Below are 20,089 nucleotides of genomic sequence, written 5' to 3' on the forward strand. Positions count from 1 at the left end.
TCAAAATGAATAAAATATTGGGCGTGCTAGGTGGTATGGGACCTTTAGCTACAGCTGAATTTATGAAGAAAGTGATTACTCTTACTCCTGCTAAAACAGACCAAGAGCATATACCCATGCTTATAAGGAATATACCTCAAGTACCAGATAGAACGACTTTTATCATGACTGGAGAGAATGATCCTTTTGAACAATTAAAAAATGGCTTTCAAGAGCTTAGTGTGGCCGGAGCCAACTGTATCGTTATTCCATGTAATACTGCTCATTTTTGGTATAGAAGATTAACGCAAGACAGTAACATTCATACGATAAGTATCATTGATAGCGTAGTGAACAAAATTTGTGATATTGGTTATAAAAATATTGCGGTATTAGCAACTAATGCAACAATCAAAACTCAGCTCTATCAGGAAGCTTTGGAAGCCAAAGGCATTCATGTTCTTATTCCTAATGAAGAACAACAAACGTCTGTTATGAATGGAATTAATGAAGTTAAATCTGGGAATATTGAAAATGGTACGAAGTTAATAGAGCCTATTTTCAATGCCATGATACTTCAGAAAGCTGACGCAGTGATATTAGGATGTACAGAAATTCCAATTGCATTAGCTCAACTTGAGAAAGATATGCCAAATCAATGTTTAGACTCATTAGATATACTTGCTCAGCAATGTGTTAACTGGGCTAAGGAATATGTTTAAAAAAACGTATTAATTATATCAATTTAAATAATGGAAATATTATGGACAGAGTTAATGAAATGGAAGGAAACAATAATGAATAATGCAAACATAAAACAAGGCCGTTCCAATTTTTGGGGTCGACTCTCACTTTGGAAAAAAATCCTGATAGGCATGGTATTAGGAATAGTTGCCGGTGTGATCTTAGGTCCCGATGCTGAAATATTAAAACCAATCGGAACACTCTTTATCAACGCCATTAAGATGCTAATTGTGCCTCTAGTGTTTTTCTCGCTGATCGTAGGCGTGACCTCAATGAAGGACATTCGCAAAATGGGTCGTATAGCTATAAAGACAGTCACTATTTACTTAGGAACGACTGCTGTAGCGATCACTATTGGTCTTGGCTTAGGCTTCCTATTTGAACCAGGGAAAGGGCTTAATATGGTTGTAACTGACGTTGCTGCTGCGAGTGAAGAAGCACCGACCTTTATTGAAACTTTGCTTAACCTAGTACCCCAGAACCCAGTGGGTGCACTAGCGGCGGGCGACATTTTACAAATAATAGTATTTGCTCTGGGCTTAGGTGTGGCATTAGTGCTTTGCGGTGAAAAAGCCAAACCTGCTATACAACTGTTTGAAAGTTTGGCTGAAGCTATGTATAAACTAACCGAGCTGGTTATGAAACTGGCACCTTATGGTGTTTTTGGTTTAATGGCTTGGGTAGCTGGTAAGTATGGTTTAGATGTCCTAGTGCCATTAATCAAAGTGATTGCCTTAGTTTACATTGGTTGCTTAATTCATGTGCTCGTGTTTTGTACTAGTTTATTGAGTATCTTGGGACGCCTTAATCCTATGCGTTATTTGAAAGGAATAATTAACCCCGCTGTAATTGCTTTTACTACAACTAGCAGTTCAGGTACTTTACCAGCTACTATCAAGGCGGCGCGTGAAGAGTTGGGTGTATCGGAAGGCGTATCTAGCTTTGTTCTTCCGGTGGGAGCTACTATAAACATGGACGGTACAGCGCTTTATCAGGGTGTCTGTGCACTTTTTATCGCTCAAGCATTCGGTATTGACCTTGCTTTTTCTGATTATGTTTTAATTATCATGACATCGACTTTGGCGTCCATTGGAACGGCTGGGGTTCCTGGTGCTGGTCTTATCATGCTATCTCTAGTTCTCACTACTGTAGGTCTGCCACTAGAAGGTCTGGCCATAGTCGCCGGTATTGACCGTATACTCGATATGGCACGAACTAGTGTCAATGTTTGTGGTGATTTGATGGTTTCTGTTCTAGTCGGTAAGAGTGAGAAAGAGTTAGACGAGTCAATTTACAACTATTCTGGACAAGGATTAATTATAAACAAAAGTTTATAAAATAGTTATAAGTTGGAATGTAAATGTATTAATTTTAATAGATAGTTGTCAAGTTAAGCACAAAGACTAGGTTATGTGCTGAGACCATCCCAGATTCTGTGTAACTGACGTTTAGATTAAATACTTACACAAAATTTAGGAAGGTCTCCAAACTCAAAAGGCGATACATAGCCCAATGCACTGTGTATACGCTTTTTATTGAACCAATCTACCCAATTCAATGTCGCAAGTTGTACATTCGCTAAACCTTGCAAATCTGCTTTCAAATATTCAATCACCTCTGTTTTGTATAACCTATGCCCTGTTACAGCCAAAGCATTATCAAGGCCTAGTTATATATTTTTTCTTATGTTATCAAGCCAAGCTTGCATACTTGGTGTAAGCAAGCGATGACGGCGCCAAGCCATGACAAGCTCCCATTTTAACTGAGGTTGGGTTAGTGGCAAGCAGACTAATCCTGTTAAATCCAACTTTTGAGTATAATATTGAGGCAAAAGAGTCACACCCATATCCTGTTTTACCATGTCAAGAAGCAAGTGCCACTGATTGGTTTGGCAAATAATATTAGGTTCAAAACCTAGTGATTGACAGTTTTCTATAATCATTGGAGTAAATGATGAATTGGAGGTAAATAAAATTAGGGGTGCATTTGATAGTGATTTAAGTGTTACCTTCGTTTTTCGCTTACCCATACGGTTTTTATTTGCTACGACCACCACTGGATAGCAACATATCGACGAGTAGTCAAAATTATCGTCAATCGGCTTCATCAATGTTGCCACATCAAGTTGCCCCTCTAGAAGGGCCTGCTTAAGTGACTCAGCACCATCTTCGATAAGTGAGGTTTCTATACTAGGATGCATTTGGTAAAAGTTAAAAATAGCTTTGCTTAGTATTTCACTGCCTAACGGTGAAATCCCTAGACGCAACTTACCACCTATTAATTGCTGATAATCTACTACTGTTTGTTCAAGATTATCTGCCTTTTGTAAGATATCCACTGCTTGAATATAGAGGTGTTCGCCAATTTCCGTTAAATTAACTAGCCGCTTTTTTCTATGAGTCAACGGCTTATCAAACAGAGCTACGCCTAAATATTCTTCAAGGTTACTGATGGATTTGGTAACGGTGGGTTGAGTTAAATTGAGTTGGATACTGGCTTGAAGAAACCCACCTGTTTTTACGACTGTCACAAAGCAGCGTAATTGCTTGAAAGTTATCATAAATAATAGACCACATTTAAGAGAAAGAACGAAATTTATTATAGAAATTGGGAATAAAAATAAAAATATAATTCATAATTTATGACTATAGTATTTTTATAATAAGTAGTCTCTAATCAACAAACAACAATTATTATGCGTAATCCTAATATTCGCTTATCCCTATCTTTTGTAGATGAAAAAAAACTTACACTTCAAAAGTTCTATCGCCAATCATGGCTTCATGTCCTTATGCAATGCGCTATTATCGCAGCTGTCTGGTATTGTGCTGAGATATTGGTTGAATTATTGCATTTACCCGTATCCTCAGGCGTCTTAGGAATGTTTTTAATGCTGATATTATTAATGAGTGGTGCTATTAAGGTTAACTGGGTCAGACTGGGTGCAAAATTTGTTTTGGGTGAATTAGTATTAATGTTTATCCCGCTTATGATGTCAATACTTCAATATAAGGCGCTGTTTGTTAGTAAAGGATGGCAATTAATGCTGACAATTATCTTGAGTACCGCGATGGTGATGTTAAGCTCAGCATTAACCTTTATCATGGGGCGCCGTTTGCAACGTAGATTGTATCGTCATCAGATTCATAAAGCCCAATTAAACCTAAAAAATGATAATAATGCGTGAGGATTTGCGATGAATACTTGGTCAATCCTTTGTCTCATTTGGACATTAGCTGCCTATTATATGGCTAAAGTAATCTATGTGCGCTATCGAAAATCTTGGCTAAACCCAGCTATCACGGTTCCAGTAATAACGCTTTCATTAATGATTATCTTTAATATCTCTTATGATACTTATTGGAAAGATACAGCTTGGATTGTGCAGTTACTTGCCCCCGCAACGGTTGCGTTTGCTATACCTATTTATGAATATCGTCGTTTAATACGTCGACATGCTTTGGCTTTGACCGCTTCCATAACTGTCGGGATGGTGGTGGGAGTCTTAAGCATATACCTATTCACTGGTTTGTTCCACTTTGATAAGACCTTGACCTATAGCTTGATGGCCCGTTCAATATCGACACCATTTGCGTTAGACTTATCTGAAAAAATTCACGGATCTTCCTCTTTAGTCTCATTGTTTACTTTGATTACAGGGATGGTGGGAATGATTTTAGGGGATATGATTTTGACTTTTTTTCGTATTCGCTCCCATCTTGCAAATGGAATCGCATTTGGTAATGCATCACACGGTTTTGGTACAGCCCGGGCAAGTCAGCGCAATGAGGACGAGGGCGTTATAGCTAGTTTAACAATGATTTTAGCGGGATTGTTTATGGTATTCTTAGGCCCTTCATTAATACATGGCGTAATGTTATTTGGGCAAGTTTAAACAAATATATATAGAGACCCTAATCTATATTAAGAATAGATATGATATAGTCAGTTCAAAATAAAATTGTTATGGTTAGGACAAACATCATAAAACAACTTGGATAAGTCGTTTTCCAACCAGCCTTGGCGTAGAAACTTTACTTGTGCCCATTTCTTTTCAATAGGGTTCAAATCAGGGCTGTACGGTGGCAGCCATAGAATACGATGACCATGTCGGTTTAATAGCTTTTTGATACGTTTGTTCTTATGAAATCTGGTACTCGAGCATAGCTCTCCCCTTGCACTCGGGCAAAGCAGTGCTTTGCTTTATCCTCGCTTTCATGGCAGCTTCTACGCCGGATTTACTACAGCCCAAACGAGCAGCTCTTTCATAGTAGTAAGCGTCAGGATAGTCAGTAATGTCTTGTTTTAGGGCATCATTAGATATTTTGCGCGGTGCTCTGACGATGGGCTTGATACTGATGTCTTTTTTCCAGTTAATAATGGTGGTGGGACTCATATCATAAAGCTTGGCTGCGGTGCGCACGCTCATGCCTTGTTCAAGAGACTGTAGTACCTTTTTACGAAGGGTAATGGGGTATGTCATGGTAATTAGCGAGCTGGAATTTAGAATTATCGTAACAGTTCTTGGTAGGGTTTACTATACTTTGAATTATCACAGGTAAAGACAAGGTATTAGCTGATTTGAAATTCTAAAGAGATTTTTGCAACTATAAATAGGAGTTATATGATGAGCGAAGCTATTAATCCACAAGACATTGATCCACAAGACATACAACACAAATTTGAGCGTTGGTCTGCTCTACAGTCAAAATTATTACAGGCGCAGCAAGATTGGAGAGAGGCAGAAGCGCTACTGTCTGAGGTACAAGAGTATTATTTAAGTCCGCAGTGGATACAAGATCGTGAGGCTGATGTCACGATTAAGCACTCTGGTGAGGCTCATTCTATCTTTAGCGAAGACGGTATTTGGAATGCGATGACAGAGCATCAAGAGCAGGCGATTACTTGGATGCGCTTAGGGTTGGACGCTATCGACAAGTAGATCAAGGCGTTAGCACTTAGTGATTATCGGCCTGCGCGTTTGTTAGTGTTTATCAGATAAACGCCGCTTTACAAACCAACCAATAATAATGACAACGATAAGGATGCCAATACCTGTCGAGTAAGGGGCGAGCGTCGATTCAATAACCTCGTAGTTTTGGCCCATATAGTAACCCGCGAACGTCAGACCTGTCGTCCAAATGCTTGCACCAAGTGCGGAGAGCCCCAAAAACGGTAGCATCGGCATATTATTCATACCGGCAGGAATCGAGATGAACGAGCGGATACCAGGCACCATACGACCAAAGAATACCGCTTTTTTACCGTGCTTATCGAACCACTCATTGGTAGCTTTGATATCGTCAGGTTTTACAAAAACAAATTTGCCATATTTTTTGGTTAAGGCTATCAAGCGCTCTTCATTAAACACGCGGCCTAAATAGTACAGCGGTAACGCACCAAGTACCGCGCCAAGCGTCCCTGCTAGTATGGCAAGTATGAGATTAAGCTCACCATTTGAGGCGGCAAACCCAGCAGCAGGCATAATAACCTCGGAGGGAATAGGCGGAAAGACGTTTTCGGCAAACATGGCAAAGATAATGCCAAAGTAGCCAAACTTCGCCGTGATAGAGAGTACCCAGTCACTGATTTGACCCATAAAAAACCTTTATAATAGAATGAACAATACTGCTGCTAAGCCGAATCTTTAGGCAAAAGATACTAGCTCATCAGTGGTTTTTCAATTTAGAAGGTTTTACGCGCTGTGCAAGTTTCGTTAACGTATATCTAAATCATCAGCGTAGGCAAATAGCGCCGGCGCGCCTCCGGTATGCCAAAATAAGATGTTATCGGTTGCTTTGATTTGCTCGGTGGGTATCATTACATTGGGATTCTAGCCATTCGCTTAATTTAATAATATCATCCTGATTATTCCTTAATTCCTTGCAAACGAAGTAAAAGTTATCCCCTGTTAGAAATTCATGCATTGGAACTCTAACGATATTTTGTTTATAAGCATCATCCTGCATCATATAATTATTGGTAAGAGTAATACCCAGATTGTACCGTGCGGCTTCTATCGCTAATAGTACATGACTAAAATGATTTATCTTTATATCGCTTGGTAATTCAAATCCGCCTGCCTTACACCATCGCAGCCAATCCTCCGCTGTATTCTCGCTCGTATCTGCATATCTCACAGACAATATTGGATGCCGCCACAATGCGTCAGGAAGGGGTTTATCTCTTATTTTCTCCCAAAGCTTTTGACCACAAACAGGATATAAAGTTTCAGCAAATAAAAACTTACTGATGAAAGCATGTGGAGGAGGATCGACGGTGATATAACAATCGGCCCTTTGCTCATTATAATCAGAGGGATGATTAACCATATCTAAAGTAAGTTCTATTTCTGGATACTGTCTATAGAAGTCTTCTAGTCGAGGAATCAACCAATTCACTGCGACTGAACTGTACAGAGCTAAGCGTATACGCCCAGGTTTTCCATGTTTAATAATCTGACTACTATCTGAAAGTAGACCCAATGCGCCACTCACATCTGTGAAATAACGCTCACCAACCTCTGTCAACGAAAAGGTCCGGCCTTGCCTGTAAAACATTGCTTCCCCAAGATACTCTTCAAGGATGCGTATTTGGTGACTCACGGCACTTTGTGTCACATTGAGGCTTTCTGCTGCTTTTGAAAAGCTGTTAAGTCGTGCAACGGATTCGAAGCATTGTATGGCACGCAATGGGGGCAAATCCATTATTACCTCAGCTAATACTAAGTATGGTTTATATCATTATACATCATAGCGTTACTTGCATATACTGCCTGACAGATCGTTAAATCAGCATGAACCCATTGGGGTTTTAACAGTTTCTGAATTTAGAGTAGGGCGAGGAGGCTAAGAATGCCAAAGATGAGTGTTGCATTTGCCATGACGCTATTGGTACTAGGAAATATCATTGCGGTCTTCTCAGACGCCTTGATAAAGGCCTTGCCCTCTGAGACGGCGGTATATCAATTTATCCTGTTTCGTCAATGCACAGCGGTTTTAATGCTGTTGCCGTTTTGCTTAATTAATAAAAAGAACAAGTTATTCAGTAATATAAAATGGCACTTTGTTCGTAGTCACGTGTGGTTATTGGGTGTGATATTCATGGTACTGTCTCTTCAAGCACTGCCTCTTGCGACTGCGAATGCTATTTTTTATGCCGCCCCTTTATTTGTATTACCACTGGGTTTTTTATTTTATAAAGACAGATTAAACTTTCCGACTATCGCAGCCTCTATATTAGGTTTTGCTGGTATCCTCGTTATCGTACAACCGAAACAGATCAATTTAGGGGCGGTGTTTGCCCTTATAGTGGCGGTAACCATGGCGCTAAACAATCTGTTAGTTCGTAAACTTCCACAACATCATACTGTCTATCAAACGCTACTTTTGACCAATTTATTAGGAATCCCATTTGCGCTTGGTTTGGCTATTTGGGAAGGACAGCCATTTGATTGGCGCTCATTGATTACGGCCGCCAGTTCAAATGTATTTATTTTGATTTATGCGGGTATATGCGTACAGGTGTACCGACACATTGAAGCATACAAAGTCTCTAGTGCGGAATACTCAGGTTTACTAGGGGCGGTGGTGGTTGGAATCATATGGTTTAACGAAGTACCAAATATGACTTTGTTAATAGGTTCTGCGCTGATTATCCTACCTTTGATATGGCTAGCTACTCTCGAATCTATGAGGCTTAGACAAAAAACTGGGTAGGATAATAGCTTTTAAAACCTAATCAAGCTGATGTGCCATAAATAATAAGAAATAATAAAAGTTATGAATCAGACTAAAATGTTATTTAACGTTTACATCGGTTCATGCTTGACGAAACTGTAGATTACTTGTTAGACACTATAATAAGTCGGTTGCATGATTAAAAACTTCCAAGTTGGTTCTTATGTATCTAATAGTATCGTGTCTATAAAAAAGACAAACTGTTATTTAAAATACCTCAACTATTCAGCTGTTAGTCCTGCTTTAACACCCGATAAACGGTAGCCACCCCAACACCAACCGCCTTAGCAATCTCCTCTTTCGTCATATTGTTTTGACTGGCTAATTCTTTAATACGATTGTGTTTCGTTGTATTAGGCTTCTTACCAGTGGGCTTATAACCACTGTTCGCCAACCCCTGCTTAATACGCTCTCTACGCTTATCGTTATCAAGCTTTGCCATCGTTGCTAATAAGTCGATCAGCATATGGTTAATCACTGTTAGGATCTCACCTGTCATGCCTTTACTTACCGTATGCGTAGTTGGTAGATCAGCCACCACCAATCGCAAGCCCTTGTCTTTGATGCGCTGCTTTAGAATTGCAAAATCATCTTGAGATAGCCTGCTTAATCTGTCCACGCTTTCAACCAGCAGAATATCGCCTTGATCAGCGTCCTTTAATAGCTTAGCTAATACTGGCCTATCGAGCTTTGTACCACTGAAATGCTCAACGTACTCAACAAGGTTATCGTTATAGCTTTGGCTAAAGCTAATCAAGTCAGACAAGGCTCTCTTAGCGTCTTGATCCTTAGTGCTGGCTCTCACATAAATACGAACGGTCATAACGCCACCTATATTATTTAGACTTATAAATTAATGTCCATTGATAATATCATGATATTAATATCATTTAATAATAGAAATAAGTCTAATGATAGATAGAGTATCGTTTAGAGGTTTTATTTTTTAGGTATAGGCTAATGATAGAAAAAAAGAACAGCAACTAGTCCTATAATTCAAAAGTCTGTTATAAATGGTTCCATGTTAACAGTCTGCTTTAAGTAGTCTATTAATAGGTTTGAAGGGTGAAATAACTGGTTCCCTTGGGGTATACTCATAATTTGAACTACCTTACAAAAAATAAAACATGAGAACACGCTACAGCTCTATTAACTTCTAATTCGTATAAGATATATCCAAATAAATATCGTTGTAGTTACTTGTTTACCTAGGATCTCTATATGAATAATAAGATGATAATAATTATTGCTGTCAATGCTGTTTTTGCATTTTGGCTAGGCATCAAAGCTCATGAATTTTATTACGATGATATTTGCTTAGATCTAGGCGGTGGCAAGAACCCAGGCGGTTATCCTATTTGTGTCATTGAACGATAACTATGCTGCGACAATCGACTTCATAGTTATTAACCTTACATACAATACTGGCAGTTCGATGCCTGTATAGCGCACCGATCATGATTAGAATATGTATGATAAGTACACCATGAAGTACACTGTGACTGTTTCAACCAGTTAAAACGTTGATACTATTAGCCTATAGCCTTAGATTCAAGTCCTCACTAGGGTACCGAACGATTATCATCAAAGCACATTCCCTCACAGAGTATCAATTTTCTTGTAGAATTCCTTGGTTTAGTCGATAATATTTGATTAAAAAAAGCGTTGTGTTTATATACTTACCAGCTTTTTTGAACTCTTTTTATAAGAAACTTAATTTATTGATAACTCGGTAAGGAAAGCTTAATGTCTAATTTTAGATTGGTAGTAGGAGCACTTACGACACTTATACTTATGAGTATAGGTTGTAGTCACAAAGAGCCTAACAACGTTAATGAAGTAAAAGAAAACTCATCAGAAGCCATAACAAAAAACATCTCAGAAGAAGTAGAGGTACGTGGAAGTTTTAAAAGAAGCTTTGAAGTATATCAGCTAGAGGCAAATGGCAAAACTTACTATGTGGCAGATCCAAAACAGCTTTTGATAGAAAACTCTAATAAGATTGGTCAAGACGGCTACTACAAATCGTTCGAAACTTGCGTGGTTGGAGTAATTGGCTCTGAAGGTGGTTACGGGCCTACTGGTAAGTATGAAAACAAAATTACAGTTAGCAAAGTCTGTGTTTAAAAAAAGGTGTACAGCTAATAGCCCAATGCCATTCTAGGAGGTAGCGTGTTATTAGACCATAGCTTTTGAAACCATTTTTCTTTATATTGTCACTTAGACAGGCTGGGCATTTGATGTATAGTGTCATTTGCATTTCACTATTTATCAATTTCTCAGCCTGTTTTTTTCCAGCCTACTTTTTGAACCGCCACCCGGATATAAATGTAGCTATGAATAAAACAACTTTTAAAATATCGAAGATGGACTGCCCTTCGGAGGAAAACCTAATCCGAATGAAATTAGAGGGCCACTCGAATATTGAACATCTTGAGTTCGACATTCCTAACCGTCAATTAACTGTGTTTCATCATGACAATATAGAAGGGATAGAGACTGCTATTCATGACCTAAAATTAGGAGACACCCTACTCTCGACCGAAACCATTGACCCCTCTGATCCCAACAATAATTTTAAAATTGATGCTGACTCTAGTCACAAAAAAGATGCTGAGCAAAGAAAGCTACTATGGATAGTGCTGGTCATTAACTTTGCTTTCTTTATTATTGAAATGAGCACGGGACTGATTTCTCGTTCGATGGGGTTGGTCGCCGACAGCTTAGATATGTTAGCAGATAGCTTCGTGTACGGAATTAGCTTATTTGCGGTCGGTGGAACGGTCATTAAGAAAAAACGGATTGCTAGAATTGCCGGATATTTTCAAATTACGCTAGCGATTCTTGGTTTTTTAGAAGTACTAAGACGTTTCTTTGGCAATGAGCAGTTACCTGACTTTTCTACCATGATAGTCATATCGATTCTTGCGCTAATTGCAAACTCGATTTGCCTCTATTTACTACAAAAATCGAAAAGCAAAGAAGAAGCCCATATGCAAGCCAGTATGATTTTCACTTCAAACGATGTGATTATCAATTTAGGGGTAATTGTTGCAGGGATTTTGGTTAATTGGTTACACTCTAGTACGCCTGATTTGATTATTGGTAGCATCGTATTTGCTTTAGTTATTCAGGGCGCCTTTAGAATATTGAAGTTGAGTAAGTAGCCAAGCCTAATAACTGAAGCAAATAGCTCAAGTAAGTAGCTTAATTAAACCGCTAAGTGTAAAGTAACTGGGTTTGAAGCAAATAAACATCATAAGGATATGAGACCTCAAGCAATGATTGAACAAACTTTAAATCTAGTCACCACCAAAGACCATCAGCAAGTTGCCGTTTGGCGAATAATAGATGATGAAGTCTTTGATAAGAATCTGGTGGTGGTCAACTAATTTAGGACACTAATAAAATTCAAACCTACATCGCCATTACTTATAACCCTGAGTCGAGAACGGATAATAATTATAAGCGTTGGGGCAACTTTTATGACCGCCAAGATCTGTTAGTAGGTGACGAGTTATGGCAGCTTGGAGCCCATCCTGGATTTTGTGTAACTTCTATTTGCTAATAGGGTATAAGAAGTTACACAAAGTTTAGGAAAGTCCCCTCTTTTAAGGCTTTTTGCTCAACATCGAGCCTACACTCTGGTTTAAGTTCAACCATTCAGCTGTATCATTACATCTATATCCGATTATTTTTATGATTGCCTGATAATCTTCATCAAGCTTTCTACTAAATACTGGCTCATGGTGAGCTATACGATTTCTTAATTTCCGAATCCTCTCGAGATCATTATAAACCTCACCTCTTAACGCTTTTACCGTAATATTGGTATTAGCATTAGGAAAAACAGTTCTAAAATACGGAAGCCACAACTGATCATCATGACGACTGGTAAACATTTTTTGCCAAAATACAAAGTTTAGCTCAGGTATGACCTTATTGACATCAGATGACTTGGTGCTTGCTTGCTGTAGGTTTATTCTTGCAGGATTAGGCAAAGTATTTATAAAACCCTTATTCCAAGGCCACTGGTTACCATGTAGCTTAAACAACACCTCTGAGACCGCATTTCTAATAGTCACCTCACAAATATGTAGGCAAGGTAAAAAAGCGCCTGATACATTTGCATTCCATAGATACAATTCTAAAGCGCTATCTAGGTCAGAAACTTCTTTTTCGTAAGTAGATAGTCTGGGTGAAGATAGCGTACTTTTTACCCTTTCACCGTTAACAGTTGAATTCATACCTACAAAGCCTTATAATTAAATTGTGAGCTAGGGGTATCGTAGGTTAACACCTCCCCCCTAGACAGATGCGAAAACCCTGCCCTTGTGCAGGGTTTTCTTTTTTTAACTTTATCAAATATTATTTTTCAACATTGATTTGTCGTCATTATTCTTGTTCCGAATGCAGAATATTCAGAAAAGTGCTTCTCAATAGCAATTAATGCTAAACCTTCCCACCCACACCTTTAAACTTCTCAACAAAAGCCGACATTTTCTGGAAAACGCTTTGTTTTTTAGTTAAGTACTGAGGATTAAGAGGACTTAGTTTAGGTAGGACCTCGTTTAGCTCCGTACCGTTCTCACTGGCGTACTCACGCTTTAAAGATGCCGTTATATAACGCTTAGCTGCCTCTTCATTAAGATTTTCAGCAGCAATCATATCCTGAGCTTCACGCTGTTGTTCTATTTGAGCAAAATTAAAGAAGGCCTCAATAATACTAGATTTATCAGGAATATTGTCCAAGTTGGTTTGATTGATGAAATCTACCACCAGACTTTCTTTAGCGCGATTACCAAGGCTTGCTCGAATCATTCGGCGCACCTCTTCAACTAAGGCGGACTTATCCTTGGTATTCTTGTTATGCTCAAAAATCAGCTCAAGGATGTAATCAAGGTTAATCTCTTGCGACTTAAGAAGATCCACCTCAAAAACCACTTCATCCCAGTCAAGCGAGGACTCGCTTTGATCCTTGGCTGATCTTTCACGGCGCAGCCAGTCACGTATGTCGTTATACGTTGATCGATAGTCTTGTACTTCTCGTTCAGCAGGTACATCGATACTTTGCATGGCAGCAAGATCTTCATCCGTCAAATAATGCTCAGCTTTGAACATCTCAACTGCCTCAGTATCAGTAATATCTATGCTTTGAAGCGCTTTTAGGCTTGCGAACTCATCATAGTTTTGTAAGATGTTCTCGACACGTAAATACTCACCAAATAACTTAGCAAAGTCCTTTTTGTCCGCCTCTTTGATGATCTCATCAGGGTTAGGGAAGCGTTGCTGTAGCTCCTTAATCACCTCCAAATAGCCTCGTCGTGCTTTTCCTGTCGCAATATCAGTAAAGCCTTCTAGATACTCCCTATAGCTTTTTTCTAACACGACGTTTTTAGTGTTTCTATCCCCAAATAAGGTGATGGCATCAATGGTCGCTTGCTCTAAGTCACGAAACGTCACGATATTGCCAAAGGTCTTAGTCGCATCATAAATGCGGTTAGTCCTTGAGAACGCTTGCATCAGACCGTGATAGCGAAGGTTTTTATCAACATAGAGCGTGTTTAAGGTCGGCGCATCAAAACCTGTGAGGAACATACCGACAACAATCAGTAAGTCCACATCCTGCTTAATAACGCGTCCTGCAAGGTCGCGGTAGTAATTTTGGAAGGATTTGCTGTCTACGCCGTAATTGGTCTTAAACATCTCGTTGTAATCATGAATAGCACGGCTTAAAAACTCTTTGGCACTGCTATTCATGGCGGTAGGCTCAAAGCCTTCGTCAGCAATATCACCGATTGCATCTTGTTCTTCATTGGCAGCATAGGAAAAGATGGTGGCAATCTTTAAGGGCCTCTCGCTGTCCTTTTGTAGCTGATTCAAGGTCTCATAGTAAGCCTTTGCTGCGTCCACACTACTGACGGCAAACATGGCATTAAAGCCTTTGCCGCTTCCTTTTAAGCGATGGGTTTTTTGCTTAAAGCTTTTTAAAACGTACTTTGAGATCTCTTCAATACGATCGGGGTGTAATAACAGCTGCTTGTTTTCAGCAGCTGTGAGTTTCTTCTCATCCTGTTCGCTCTCAATGGCTTGAAACTGCGGGCGAACGTCATTGTAGTCCACCTTAAACTTCAAGACCTTCTCATCACGAATGGCATCAGTGATAACGTATGAATGCAGCTCATGGCCAAACACACTGGCAGTTGTCTCTGCACCCAAGGCGTTCTCTGGAAAGATAGGGGTGCCAGTAAAACCAAACTGATAGTACTTTTTAAATTTCTTCTTTAAGTTCTTTTGTGCTTCACCAAACTGGCTACGATGTGCCTCATCAAAGATAAAGACCACTTGTTTATTATAAATGGGTAGATCAGCCTCACCCTTGATCAGGTTGTTTAGCTTTTGAATGGTGGTGACAACAATTTTATTATCATCTTTTTCAAGGTTACGCTTGAGTCCTGCGGTACTGTCAGAGCCATTAACGCTATCAGGGGAGAAGCGCTGGTACTCCTTCATGGTTTGATAATCAAGATCTTTACGATCCACCACAAAAAACACCTTATCAATAAAAGGCAGCGACGTTGCTAAGCGCGCAGCTTTAAAACTGGTTAAAGTCTTACCTGAGCCTGTGGTATGCCAAATATAGCCGCCACTCTCAAGAGTGCTCCACTTTTTGGATTGATAGGCACTGTTTATTTTCCATAAGATGCGCTCAGTAGCAGCGATCTGATACGGACGCATCACTAATGAGGTATTACTCACATCAAAGACGGTGTAATGCATCAGCACGTTTAATAGGGTATTTTTTTGAAAGAAGGTCGCGGTAAAATCTTTTAGATCTTTGATTAGGGTGTTATCTGATCTCGCCCAGTTCATGGTGAAATCAAAGCTGTTTTTATTTCGCTTGGTGGTATTGGCAAAGTAACGGGTATCAGTGCCGTTTGAGATCACAAACAGCTGTAGGTATTTATATAAGGAGTTATCGGAGTTAAAGCTCTCTTTGCTATAACGATGTACTTGGTTAAATGCTTCGCGAATGGCGATACCACGTTTTTTAAGCTCAATTTGCACAAGCGGCAAGCCATTGACCAAAATAGTCACATCGTAGCGATTGGCTTGTGTACCCTTTTGAGCAAACTGTTTAATGACCTGTACTTTGTTACGTGGGATGTTTTTTTTGTCCAGTAGTGCAATGTTCTGCAGGTGGCCATCATCAAAGGTGAAGTCATAGATGTGGTCATCATGAATCTTTCGAGCTTTGTCAGTGATGTTATCACTAGGATTATCAAGATACTCCATTACAAAGCGCTGCCACTCAGCATCTGTAAACTGTACGTCATTTAAGCTCTGCAACTGTACACGTACGTTAGCGAGCATCGTTTCAGGCGAGTTTAAACCAGGGACAAACTCATATCCCTGGTTTTGTAAGTCTTTGAGTAGCTCACGCTCTAGATCATCTTCAGTCTGATACCCCCCATCAGGCTGATCGCACTTGGTATATTTATTTAAAACGATAAAATTATTCGATTCAGCAATCGTTTTTGTTTGGTCAGTCATGAGCTACTACCTCAGGCTTAGGGAAGCTTAACAGCAGGTCACGATAATACTCACATTGCTGCTGACGTAGCTCTATTTCACGCGGGAGGCCTTCAGTAAGCGAAGTGGTTAGAGCATCAAATTTATCGAGAATAGAGACGATGCGCTGTTGTTCGTCCAGTGGTGGTATAGGGATTTTATACTCCATTATTTTAGCTTTATCCCCTCGTGGCATTTTTGCGCCTTTAGCATGCTGCATATTGTAATTAAAGAAACTATCGTCAGCCAAAATCTGATATAAATATCGAGGAAGTACTGCCTCATCAGTTATATGAATAACTAAAACATCACCATTCGTTCCACCAGTACAGTCAGCCTGCCATATTTTTTTTAAATACGGACGAATATTACCAATCAAAATATCATTTTCTTGGTATTTAGTTGAGTTGCCCTTCGTAGGAACATGGCTAGAGTTTTCTTTACCTGCTTTATCTTGCAAGAGGTTGTTAACTCCTACATAATTTTTTTCATTCAGCTGTTCATAGCCGATACGTTCTTTTGAATATTGTGATACCTCTCCTAAGGTCTTCCACTCAATCTCCCCCTCTTCAAACGTCAGCAACTTATCACGATAGTACGCATACTGCTGCTGACGTGCTGTAAGTTCTGCTGTAAGTTCTGCTGTAAGTTCTGCTGTAAGTTCTGTAAATGTGTCTAAAATTCGGACTATTTCGGCTTGGACGTTAAGGGGTGGGATAGGGATTTTTAGCTTCTTCACAATCCCTGCATTTATATTAGTCTGAGAACCTGTACCAAGCGACTTAATGTACTCATATTGACTGTACAAAAAGTGAAATACATAACGGTAATGCGCTACTTTTTCATCAATATGAATGTTCGCACAAGCTTGATTAGTAGTCATGGGAACTTTATTAATACCAATCTTTCCAACCGTCGCACCATACATAGCAATAATTATGCAGTTCTCCGGTATCCACTTTGCACTAGAATTTTTTAACCCAGATTCCGTAATTTTTACACCTGTATCCCAAATCTCGTCAAAATCTACCTCCTGTGTTCGTAGCCACGGAATATTACCGTCGTAATATTCTGCCACACCCGTACTAGGTGTTCCACCTGATGAAATCTTTATTGCAATGTCATCCAAAAATTTCCACTCAACCTCAACCCCATCAAGTAGCTTCTCCATATAACCTAACTGACTCATGCCTCAATCTCCGCAACGATTTTATCGATATCAGCACGCAGCTTATCAATCTTAGCGACGGTCTTTTTAAGCTCAGTATTTAGAGTCTTAATATCAATAGCCTCACGCGTATCTTCTGCTTCTACGTAAGCACTTACCGATAAGTTATAGTCATTTTTAGCAATAGCGCTGTTATCAACACTGGCAGACAAATAATCCGTATCTTCTTTAGTATCAAACAACGTCATGATCTGCTCGATATGCGCATCAGTCAGTACGTTAGTATTCGTCTCTGACTTAAACAGCTTACTGGCATCAATAAACTGCGTCTTACCCTCTGTTTTGTGCTTGGATAGCACTAAGATATTAACCGAGATACTGGTTCCAAAGAATAAGTTGGGTGCTAAGGAGATCACTGTCTCGACATAGTTATTATCTACCAAATACTGACGGATCTTTTGTTCAGCACCGCCGCGATAAAAGATACCAGGGAAGCAAACAATAGCGGCGCGGCCCTTACTCGATAAGTAATTTAATGCATGCAGCACAAAAGCAAAGTCCGCCTTTGATTTAGGGGCCAATACACCCGCTGGCGCAAAGCGCTCATCATTAATTAACGTCGGATCATCACTACCAATCCATTTCACTGAATACGGTGGGTTAGAGACAATCGCATCAAAGGGTCTATCCTCCCCAAAATGCGGATCTAGCAGTGTGTTACCCAGCTTGATATTAAACTTGTCGTAGTTCACGTTATGTAAAAACATATTCATACGCGCAAGGTTATAGGTGGTGTGGTTAATCTCTTGACCAAAAAACCCCTCTTCAATGATGTGATTATCAAAGTGCTTTTTAGCTTGCAGCAATAAAGAGCCCGAACCTGCAGCTGGATCGTATATTTTGTTAACTGTCTCTTGTTTATGCATCGCAATTTGAGCAATCAGTTTAGACACGCTTTGAGGGGTGAAGAACTCACCGCCTGATTTACCCGCATTGGCCGCATAGTTTGAGATCAGATACTCATAAGCATCGCCAAATAGATCAATCTCACTGTCCTCAAACTGATGCAGCTTAAGGCCAGCTACCCCTTTTAGCACCGCAGCTAAACGAGTGTTCTTATCGGCAACCGTATTACCTAATCGGTTACTGGTGGTATCAAAATCAGCAAACAGCCCCTTAATATCAGGCTCAGACGGGTAGCCATTGGCCGAGCTTTCAATCTCTTTAAAAATAGCCGCCAAATCTGTATTTAAGTTCTCATTTCTATGCGCATTGGCAGCCACGTTAGCAAACAACTGACTGGGATATATGAAATAACCCTTAGTCTTAATCGCATCGTCTTTAATATCAGCAGTAATCACTTCATCAGGAAGAGCGGCATAATTAACGCTCTCATCCCCCGCCTCAATATAATTGGCAAAGTTCTCACTGATAAAGCGGTAGAACAAAGTCCCCAACACATACTGTTTAAAATCCCACCCATCGACTGAGCCACGAACCTCGTTTGCAATTTGCCAAATTTGTCGATGCAGTTCCGCACGTTGTTGGGTACTTGTCATGATAAAAAATCCTATAGGAATAATGATGGGGCTAGAAGCCCCTTATGTTTTGTGTAACTTAAATCGTTATTGAGTACGCTTTGATTAAGGGCAATATACCTTAGCACTGCTAACCGTTTTTGGTTCTATTATATGGTGCTGATATAGGAAACAGTGCTTGTTTTGCCATGGGCATTTTCTTTACAGCTTGCTTCTGCGTCTGGCTTAAGAAAACAAGCATCTGATGATACTAGTAAGGTGCACAGCGTTCGACGATATGTGTAATTTTTTGAGTTTTTTATACATATCCTTTTTATAGGTATAGAAAAACGAATTTTTTATACCTATCGCTCAACCAATTTTTCCTCAATCATTTCAGTCAACAACTCAGTCACCGTTTTTCGGCTTTCAAGCGCGTACCGCTTGAGCGCAATGTGTTTATCTTCATCTAGATTAAAATTCACGCGTACCGTCTTTTTGGGACTGTCCGTCACATCCGATAAAGCCAATTGATCCTTAACGTTCTTACTAGGACGACCTGCTGATAAACTCATGACTTACTCCTCACCAAAAAATGTTTGAATCTCACTGACCAATGCGGTTATCTCTTGTATCGCATTGCTATTAGGCGATTCGGTATCAAATACTGTCTTACCAAGGGCAGCACTATTAGGATAAGCAACTCGCTGCATCACTCTGGTCTCTAATACCGGAAGATTATAATCAAGCAGCGCGGTTGCCACCTCTTTACCAATATTGGTGTTTTGAATGGCGCGTGATACGACAAACGCCGCCTTTAGTTGGCCATCCATCATCTCAATACGCTGCTGCACTAAATCAACCAAATCGCTGGTCGCCCAGATATCATAGGGGCTCGGCTGCACCGGAATCAATATAAAATCAGCCGCTTTTATAGCAGAAATAGCCAGACTAGTAGCTTGCGGCGATCCATCGATCACCACATAATCTTTATCAGAGACGCTTTTTAAATCTTTATCAAGTGTTGGTCTATCAAGCCCGATCACTGGTACCGGATTGTCTTCATCAACCGCTCTCCAGTCACGCGCACTGCCCTGCTGATCGCTATCTACTAGCAGAACACTATGGCCTTTTAACTGTAAGCCACGAGCCAGATGCGTTGCGATGGTAGTCTTGCCGCTGCCACCTTTTTGATTTAATACCGCGATTACTTTCATAAATACAGATCCCTGTAGTACGCATTAAGTATATAAGTATATAAGTATATAAGTATATAAGTATATAAGTATATAAGTATATAAGTATATAAGTATATAAGTATATAAGTATATAAGTATATAAGTATATAAGTATATAAGTATATAAGTATA

The 20,089-nt window shown here is 39.7% G+C and carries 21 protein-coding genes and 2 pseudogenes; 10 read left to right on the forward strand and 13 right to left on the reverse strand.

The genetic code is table 11. The annotated features are described in order from the left end of the window. The first annotated feature begins 5 nt into the window (after window positions 1-5). Both CIK80_RS14800 and CIK80_RS14805 read left to right on the forward strand, forming a co-directional pair. On the forward strand, window positions 6-701 hold the full coding sequence (locus tag CIK80_RS14800; protein ID WP_095570663.1) for an amino acid racemase: 696 nt from the start codon (window positions 6-8) through the stop codon (window positions 699-701). A gap of 75 nt (window positions 702-776) precedes the next feature. Beyond that, window positions 777-2,060: a dicarboxylate/amino acid:cation symporter gene (locus CIK80_RS14805; RefSeq protein WP_095570672.1), complete on the forward strand. Its 1,284-nt coding sequence runs from the start codon at window positions 777-779 to the stop codon at window positions 2,058-2,060. A gap of 116 nt (window positions 2,061-2,176) precedes the next feature. Here the strand turns inward: CIK80_RS14805 and CIK80_RS14810 are convergent. Together CIK80_RS14810 and CIK80_RS14815 are read right to left on the reverse strand one after the other, a co-directional pair. Next, window positions 2,177-2,383, reverse strand: a pseudogene (locus tag CIK80_RS14810) (integrase core domain-containing protein); the annotation flags it as partial. A gap of 9 nt (window positions 2,384-2,392) precedes the next feature. Further along, a complete protein-coding gene (locus CIK80_RS14815; RefSeq protein WP_095570632.1) occupies window positions 2,393-3,283 on the reverse strand; it encodes a LysR family transcriptional regulator in 891 nt (296 codons plus the stop codon). A 135-nt stretch (window positions 3,284-3,418) separates the two neighbouring features. Here CIK80_RS14815 and CIK80_RS14820 point away from each other — a divergent pair, with 135 nt between their 5' ends. Together CIK80_RS14820 and CIK80_RS14825 are read left to right on the forward strand one after the other, a co-directional pair. Further along, window positions 3,419-3,910, forward strand: coding sequence for a CidA/LrgA family protein (locus CIK80_RS14820; RefSeq protein ID WP_095570631.1), 492 nt, complete (start codon window positions 3,419-3,421; stop codon window positions 3,908-3,910). 9 nt (window positions 3,911-3,919) lie between these two features. Further along, the gene (locus tag CIK80_RS14825; RefSeq protein WP_095570630.1) at window positions 3,920-4,618 is read left to right on the forward strand and encodes an LrgB family protein; all 699 of its coding nucleotides are present in this window, start codon (window positions 3,920-3,922) and stop codon (window positions 4,616-4,618) included. A 246-nt stretch (window positions 4,619-4,864) separates the two neighbouring features. On the opposite strand, the gene CIK80_RS14835 is transcribed toward CIK80_RS14825, so the two are convergent. Then, window positions 4,865-5,206, reverse strand: coding sequence for an IS630 transposase-related protein (locus CIK80_RS14835; RefSeq protein WP_058025959.1), 342 nt, complete (start codon window positions 5,204-5,206; stop codon window positions 4,865-4,867). Between the two features lie 144 nt (window positions 5,207-5,350). Here CIK80_RS14835 and CIK80_RS14840 point away from each other — a divergent pair, with 144 nt between their 5' ends. After that, on the forward strand, window positions 5,351-5,665 hold the full coding sequence (locus CIK80_RS14840; RefSeq protein ID WP_058025960.1) for a DUF4298 domain-containing protein: 315 nt from the start codon (window positions 5,351-5,353) through the stop codon (window positions 5,663-5,665). Between the two features lie 42 nt (window positions 5,666-5,707). Here CIK80_RS14840 and CIK80_RS14845 read toward each other — a convergent pair whose 3' ends face one another. Both CIK80_RS14845 and CIK80_RS14850 read right to left on the reverse strand, forming a co-directional pair. Continuing rightward, window positions 5,708-6,322, reverse strand: coding sequence for a DedA family protein (locus CIK80_RS14845; protein ID WP_058025961.1), 615 nt, complete (start codon window positions 6,320-6,322; stop codon window positions 5,708-5,710). Window positions 6,323-6,509: 187 nt separating this feature from the next. Then, window positions 6,510-7,430 (reverse strand): LysR substrate-binding domain-containing protein, encoded by a 921-nt coding sequence (locus CIK80_RS14850; protein ID WP_087041102.1) that lies wholly within the window; start codon window positions 7,428-7,430, stop codon window positions 6,510-6,512. Window positions 7,431-7,577: 147 nt separating this feature from the next. Here CIK80_RS14850 and CIK80_RS14855 point away from each other — a divergent pair, with 147 nt between their 5' ends. Next, window positions 7,578-8,441 (forward strand): DMT family transporter, encoded by an 864-nt coding sequence (locus tag CIK80_RS14855; RefSeq protein ID WP_095568368.1) that lies wholly within the window; start codon window positions 7,578-7,580, stop codon window positions 8,439-8,441. Window positions 8,442-8,694: 253 nt separating this feature from the next. Here CIK80_RS14855 and CIK80_RS14860 read toward each other — a convergent pair whose 3' ends face one another. Continuing rightward, window positions 8,695-9,285 (reverse strand): recombinase family protein, encoded by a 591-nt coding sequence (locus CIK80_RS14860; protein ID WP_095568369.1) that lies wholly within the window; start codon window positions 9,283-9,285, stop codon window positions 8,695-8,697. A 398-nt stretch (window positions 9,286-9,683) separates the two neighbouring features. Here CIK80_RS14860 and CIK80_RS15395 point away from each other — a divergent pair, with 398 nt between their 5' ends. After that, the gene (locus CIK80_RS15395) at window positions 9,684-9,839 is read left to right on the forward strand and encodes a hypothetical protein (RefSeq protein WP_095570665.1); all 156 of its coding nucleotides are present in this window, start codon (window positions 9,684-9,686) and stop codon (window positions 9,837-9,839) included. Window positions 9,840-10,208: 369 nt separating this feature from the next. Then, entirely contained in the window at window positions 10,209-10,589 is a 381-nt protein-coding gene (locus CIK80_RS14870; RefSeq protein WP_095570666.1) for a hypothetical protein, read from the forward strand. 55 nt (window positions 10,590-10,644) lie between these two features. Here CIK80_RS14870 and CIK80_RS15260 read toward each other — a convergent pair. Then, window positions 10,645-10,722: pseudogene (locus tag CIK80_RS15260) on the reverse strand (IS1 family transposase); the annotation flags it as partial. 76 nt (window positions 10,723-10,798) lie between these two features. On the opposite strand from CIK80_RS15260, the gene CIK80_RS14875 reads away from it, so the two are divergent. Further along, window positions 10,799-11,629 (forward strand): cation transporter, encoded by an 831-nt coding sequence (locus CIK80_RS14875; protein ID WP_087814222.1) that lies wholly within the window; start codon window positions 10,799-10,801, stop codon window positions 11,627-11,629. Between the two features lie 99 nt (window positions 11,630-11,728). After that, window positions 11,729-11,854, forward strand: a complete 126-nt coding sequence (locus tag CIK80_RS15550) for a hypothetical protein (protein WP_256713876.1) — start codon at window positions 11,729-11,731, stop codon at window positions 11,852-11,854. Window positions 11,855-12,073: 219 nt separating this feature from the next. On the opposite strand, the gene CIK80_RS14880 is transcribed toward CIK80_RS15550, so the two are convergent. The 6 genes from CIK80_RS14880 to parA all read right to left on the reverse strand — a co-directional run bounded on the left by CIK80_RS14880 (window position 12,074) and on the right by parA (window position 19,936). Further along, a complete protein-coding gene (locus CIK80_RS14880) occupies window positions 12,074-12,709 on the reverse strand; it encodes an Abi family protein (RefSeq protein WP_095570667.1) in 636 nt (211 codons plus the stop codon). 205 nt (window positions 12,710-12,914) lie between these two features. After that, window positions 12,915-16,016, reverse strand: coding sequence for a type I restriction endonuclease subunit R (locus CIK80_RS14885; RefSeq protein WP_095570668.1), 3,102 nt, complete (start codon window positions 16,014-16,016; stop codon window positions 12,915-12,917). Beyond that, window positions 16,009-17,223: a restriction endonuclease subunit S gene (locus CIK80_RS14890; RefSeq protein WP_095570669.1), complete on the reverse strand. Its 1,215-nt coding sequence runs from the start codon at window positions 17,221-17,223 to the stop codon at window positions 16,009-16,011. Before CIK80_RS14890 ends, CIK80_RS14885 begins: the two co-directional genes overlap by 8 nt. After that, window positions 17,220-18,761, reverse strand: a complete 1,542-nt coding sequence (locus CIK80_RS14895; RefSeq protein ID WP_095570670.1) for a type I restriction-modification system subunit M — start codon at window positions 18,759-18,761, stop codon at window positions 17,220-17,222. The genes CIK80_RS14890 and CIK80_RS14895 overlap by 4 nt, the downstream gene beginning before the upstream one ends. A 323-nt stretch (window positions 18,762-19,084) precedes the next feature. Further along, complete coding sequence (locus CIK80_RS14900) at window positions 19,085-19,294, reverse strand: plasmid partition protein ParG (protein ID WP_025652656.1); 210 nt, start codon at window positions 19,292-19,294, stop codon at window positions 19,085-19,087. Between the two features lie 3 nt (window positions 19,295-19,297). Continuing rightward, on the reverse strand, window positions 19,298-19,936 hold the full coding sequence (gene parA, locus CIK80_RS14905) for a ParA family partition ATPase (protein ID WP_095570671.1): 639 nt from the start codon (window positions 19,934-19,936) through the stop codon (window positions 19,298-19,300). Between the last annotated feature and the right edge of the window lie 153 nt (window positions 19,937-20,089).

The organism is Psychrobacter sp. JB193 (assembly GCF_002285555.1).
Lineage (GTDB): Bacteria > Pseudomonadota > Gammaproteobacteria > Pseudomonadales > Moraxellaceae > Psychrobacter > Psychrobacter alimentarius.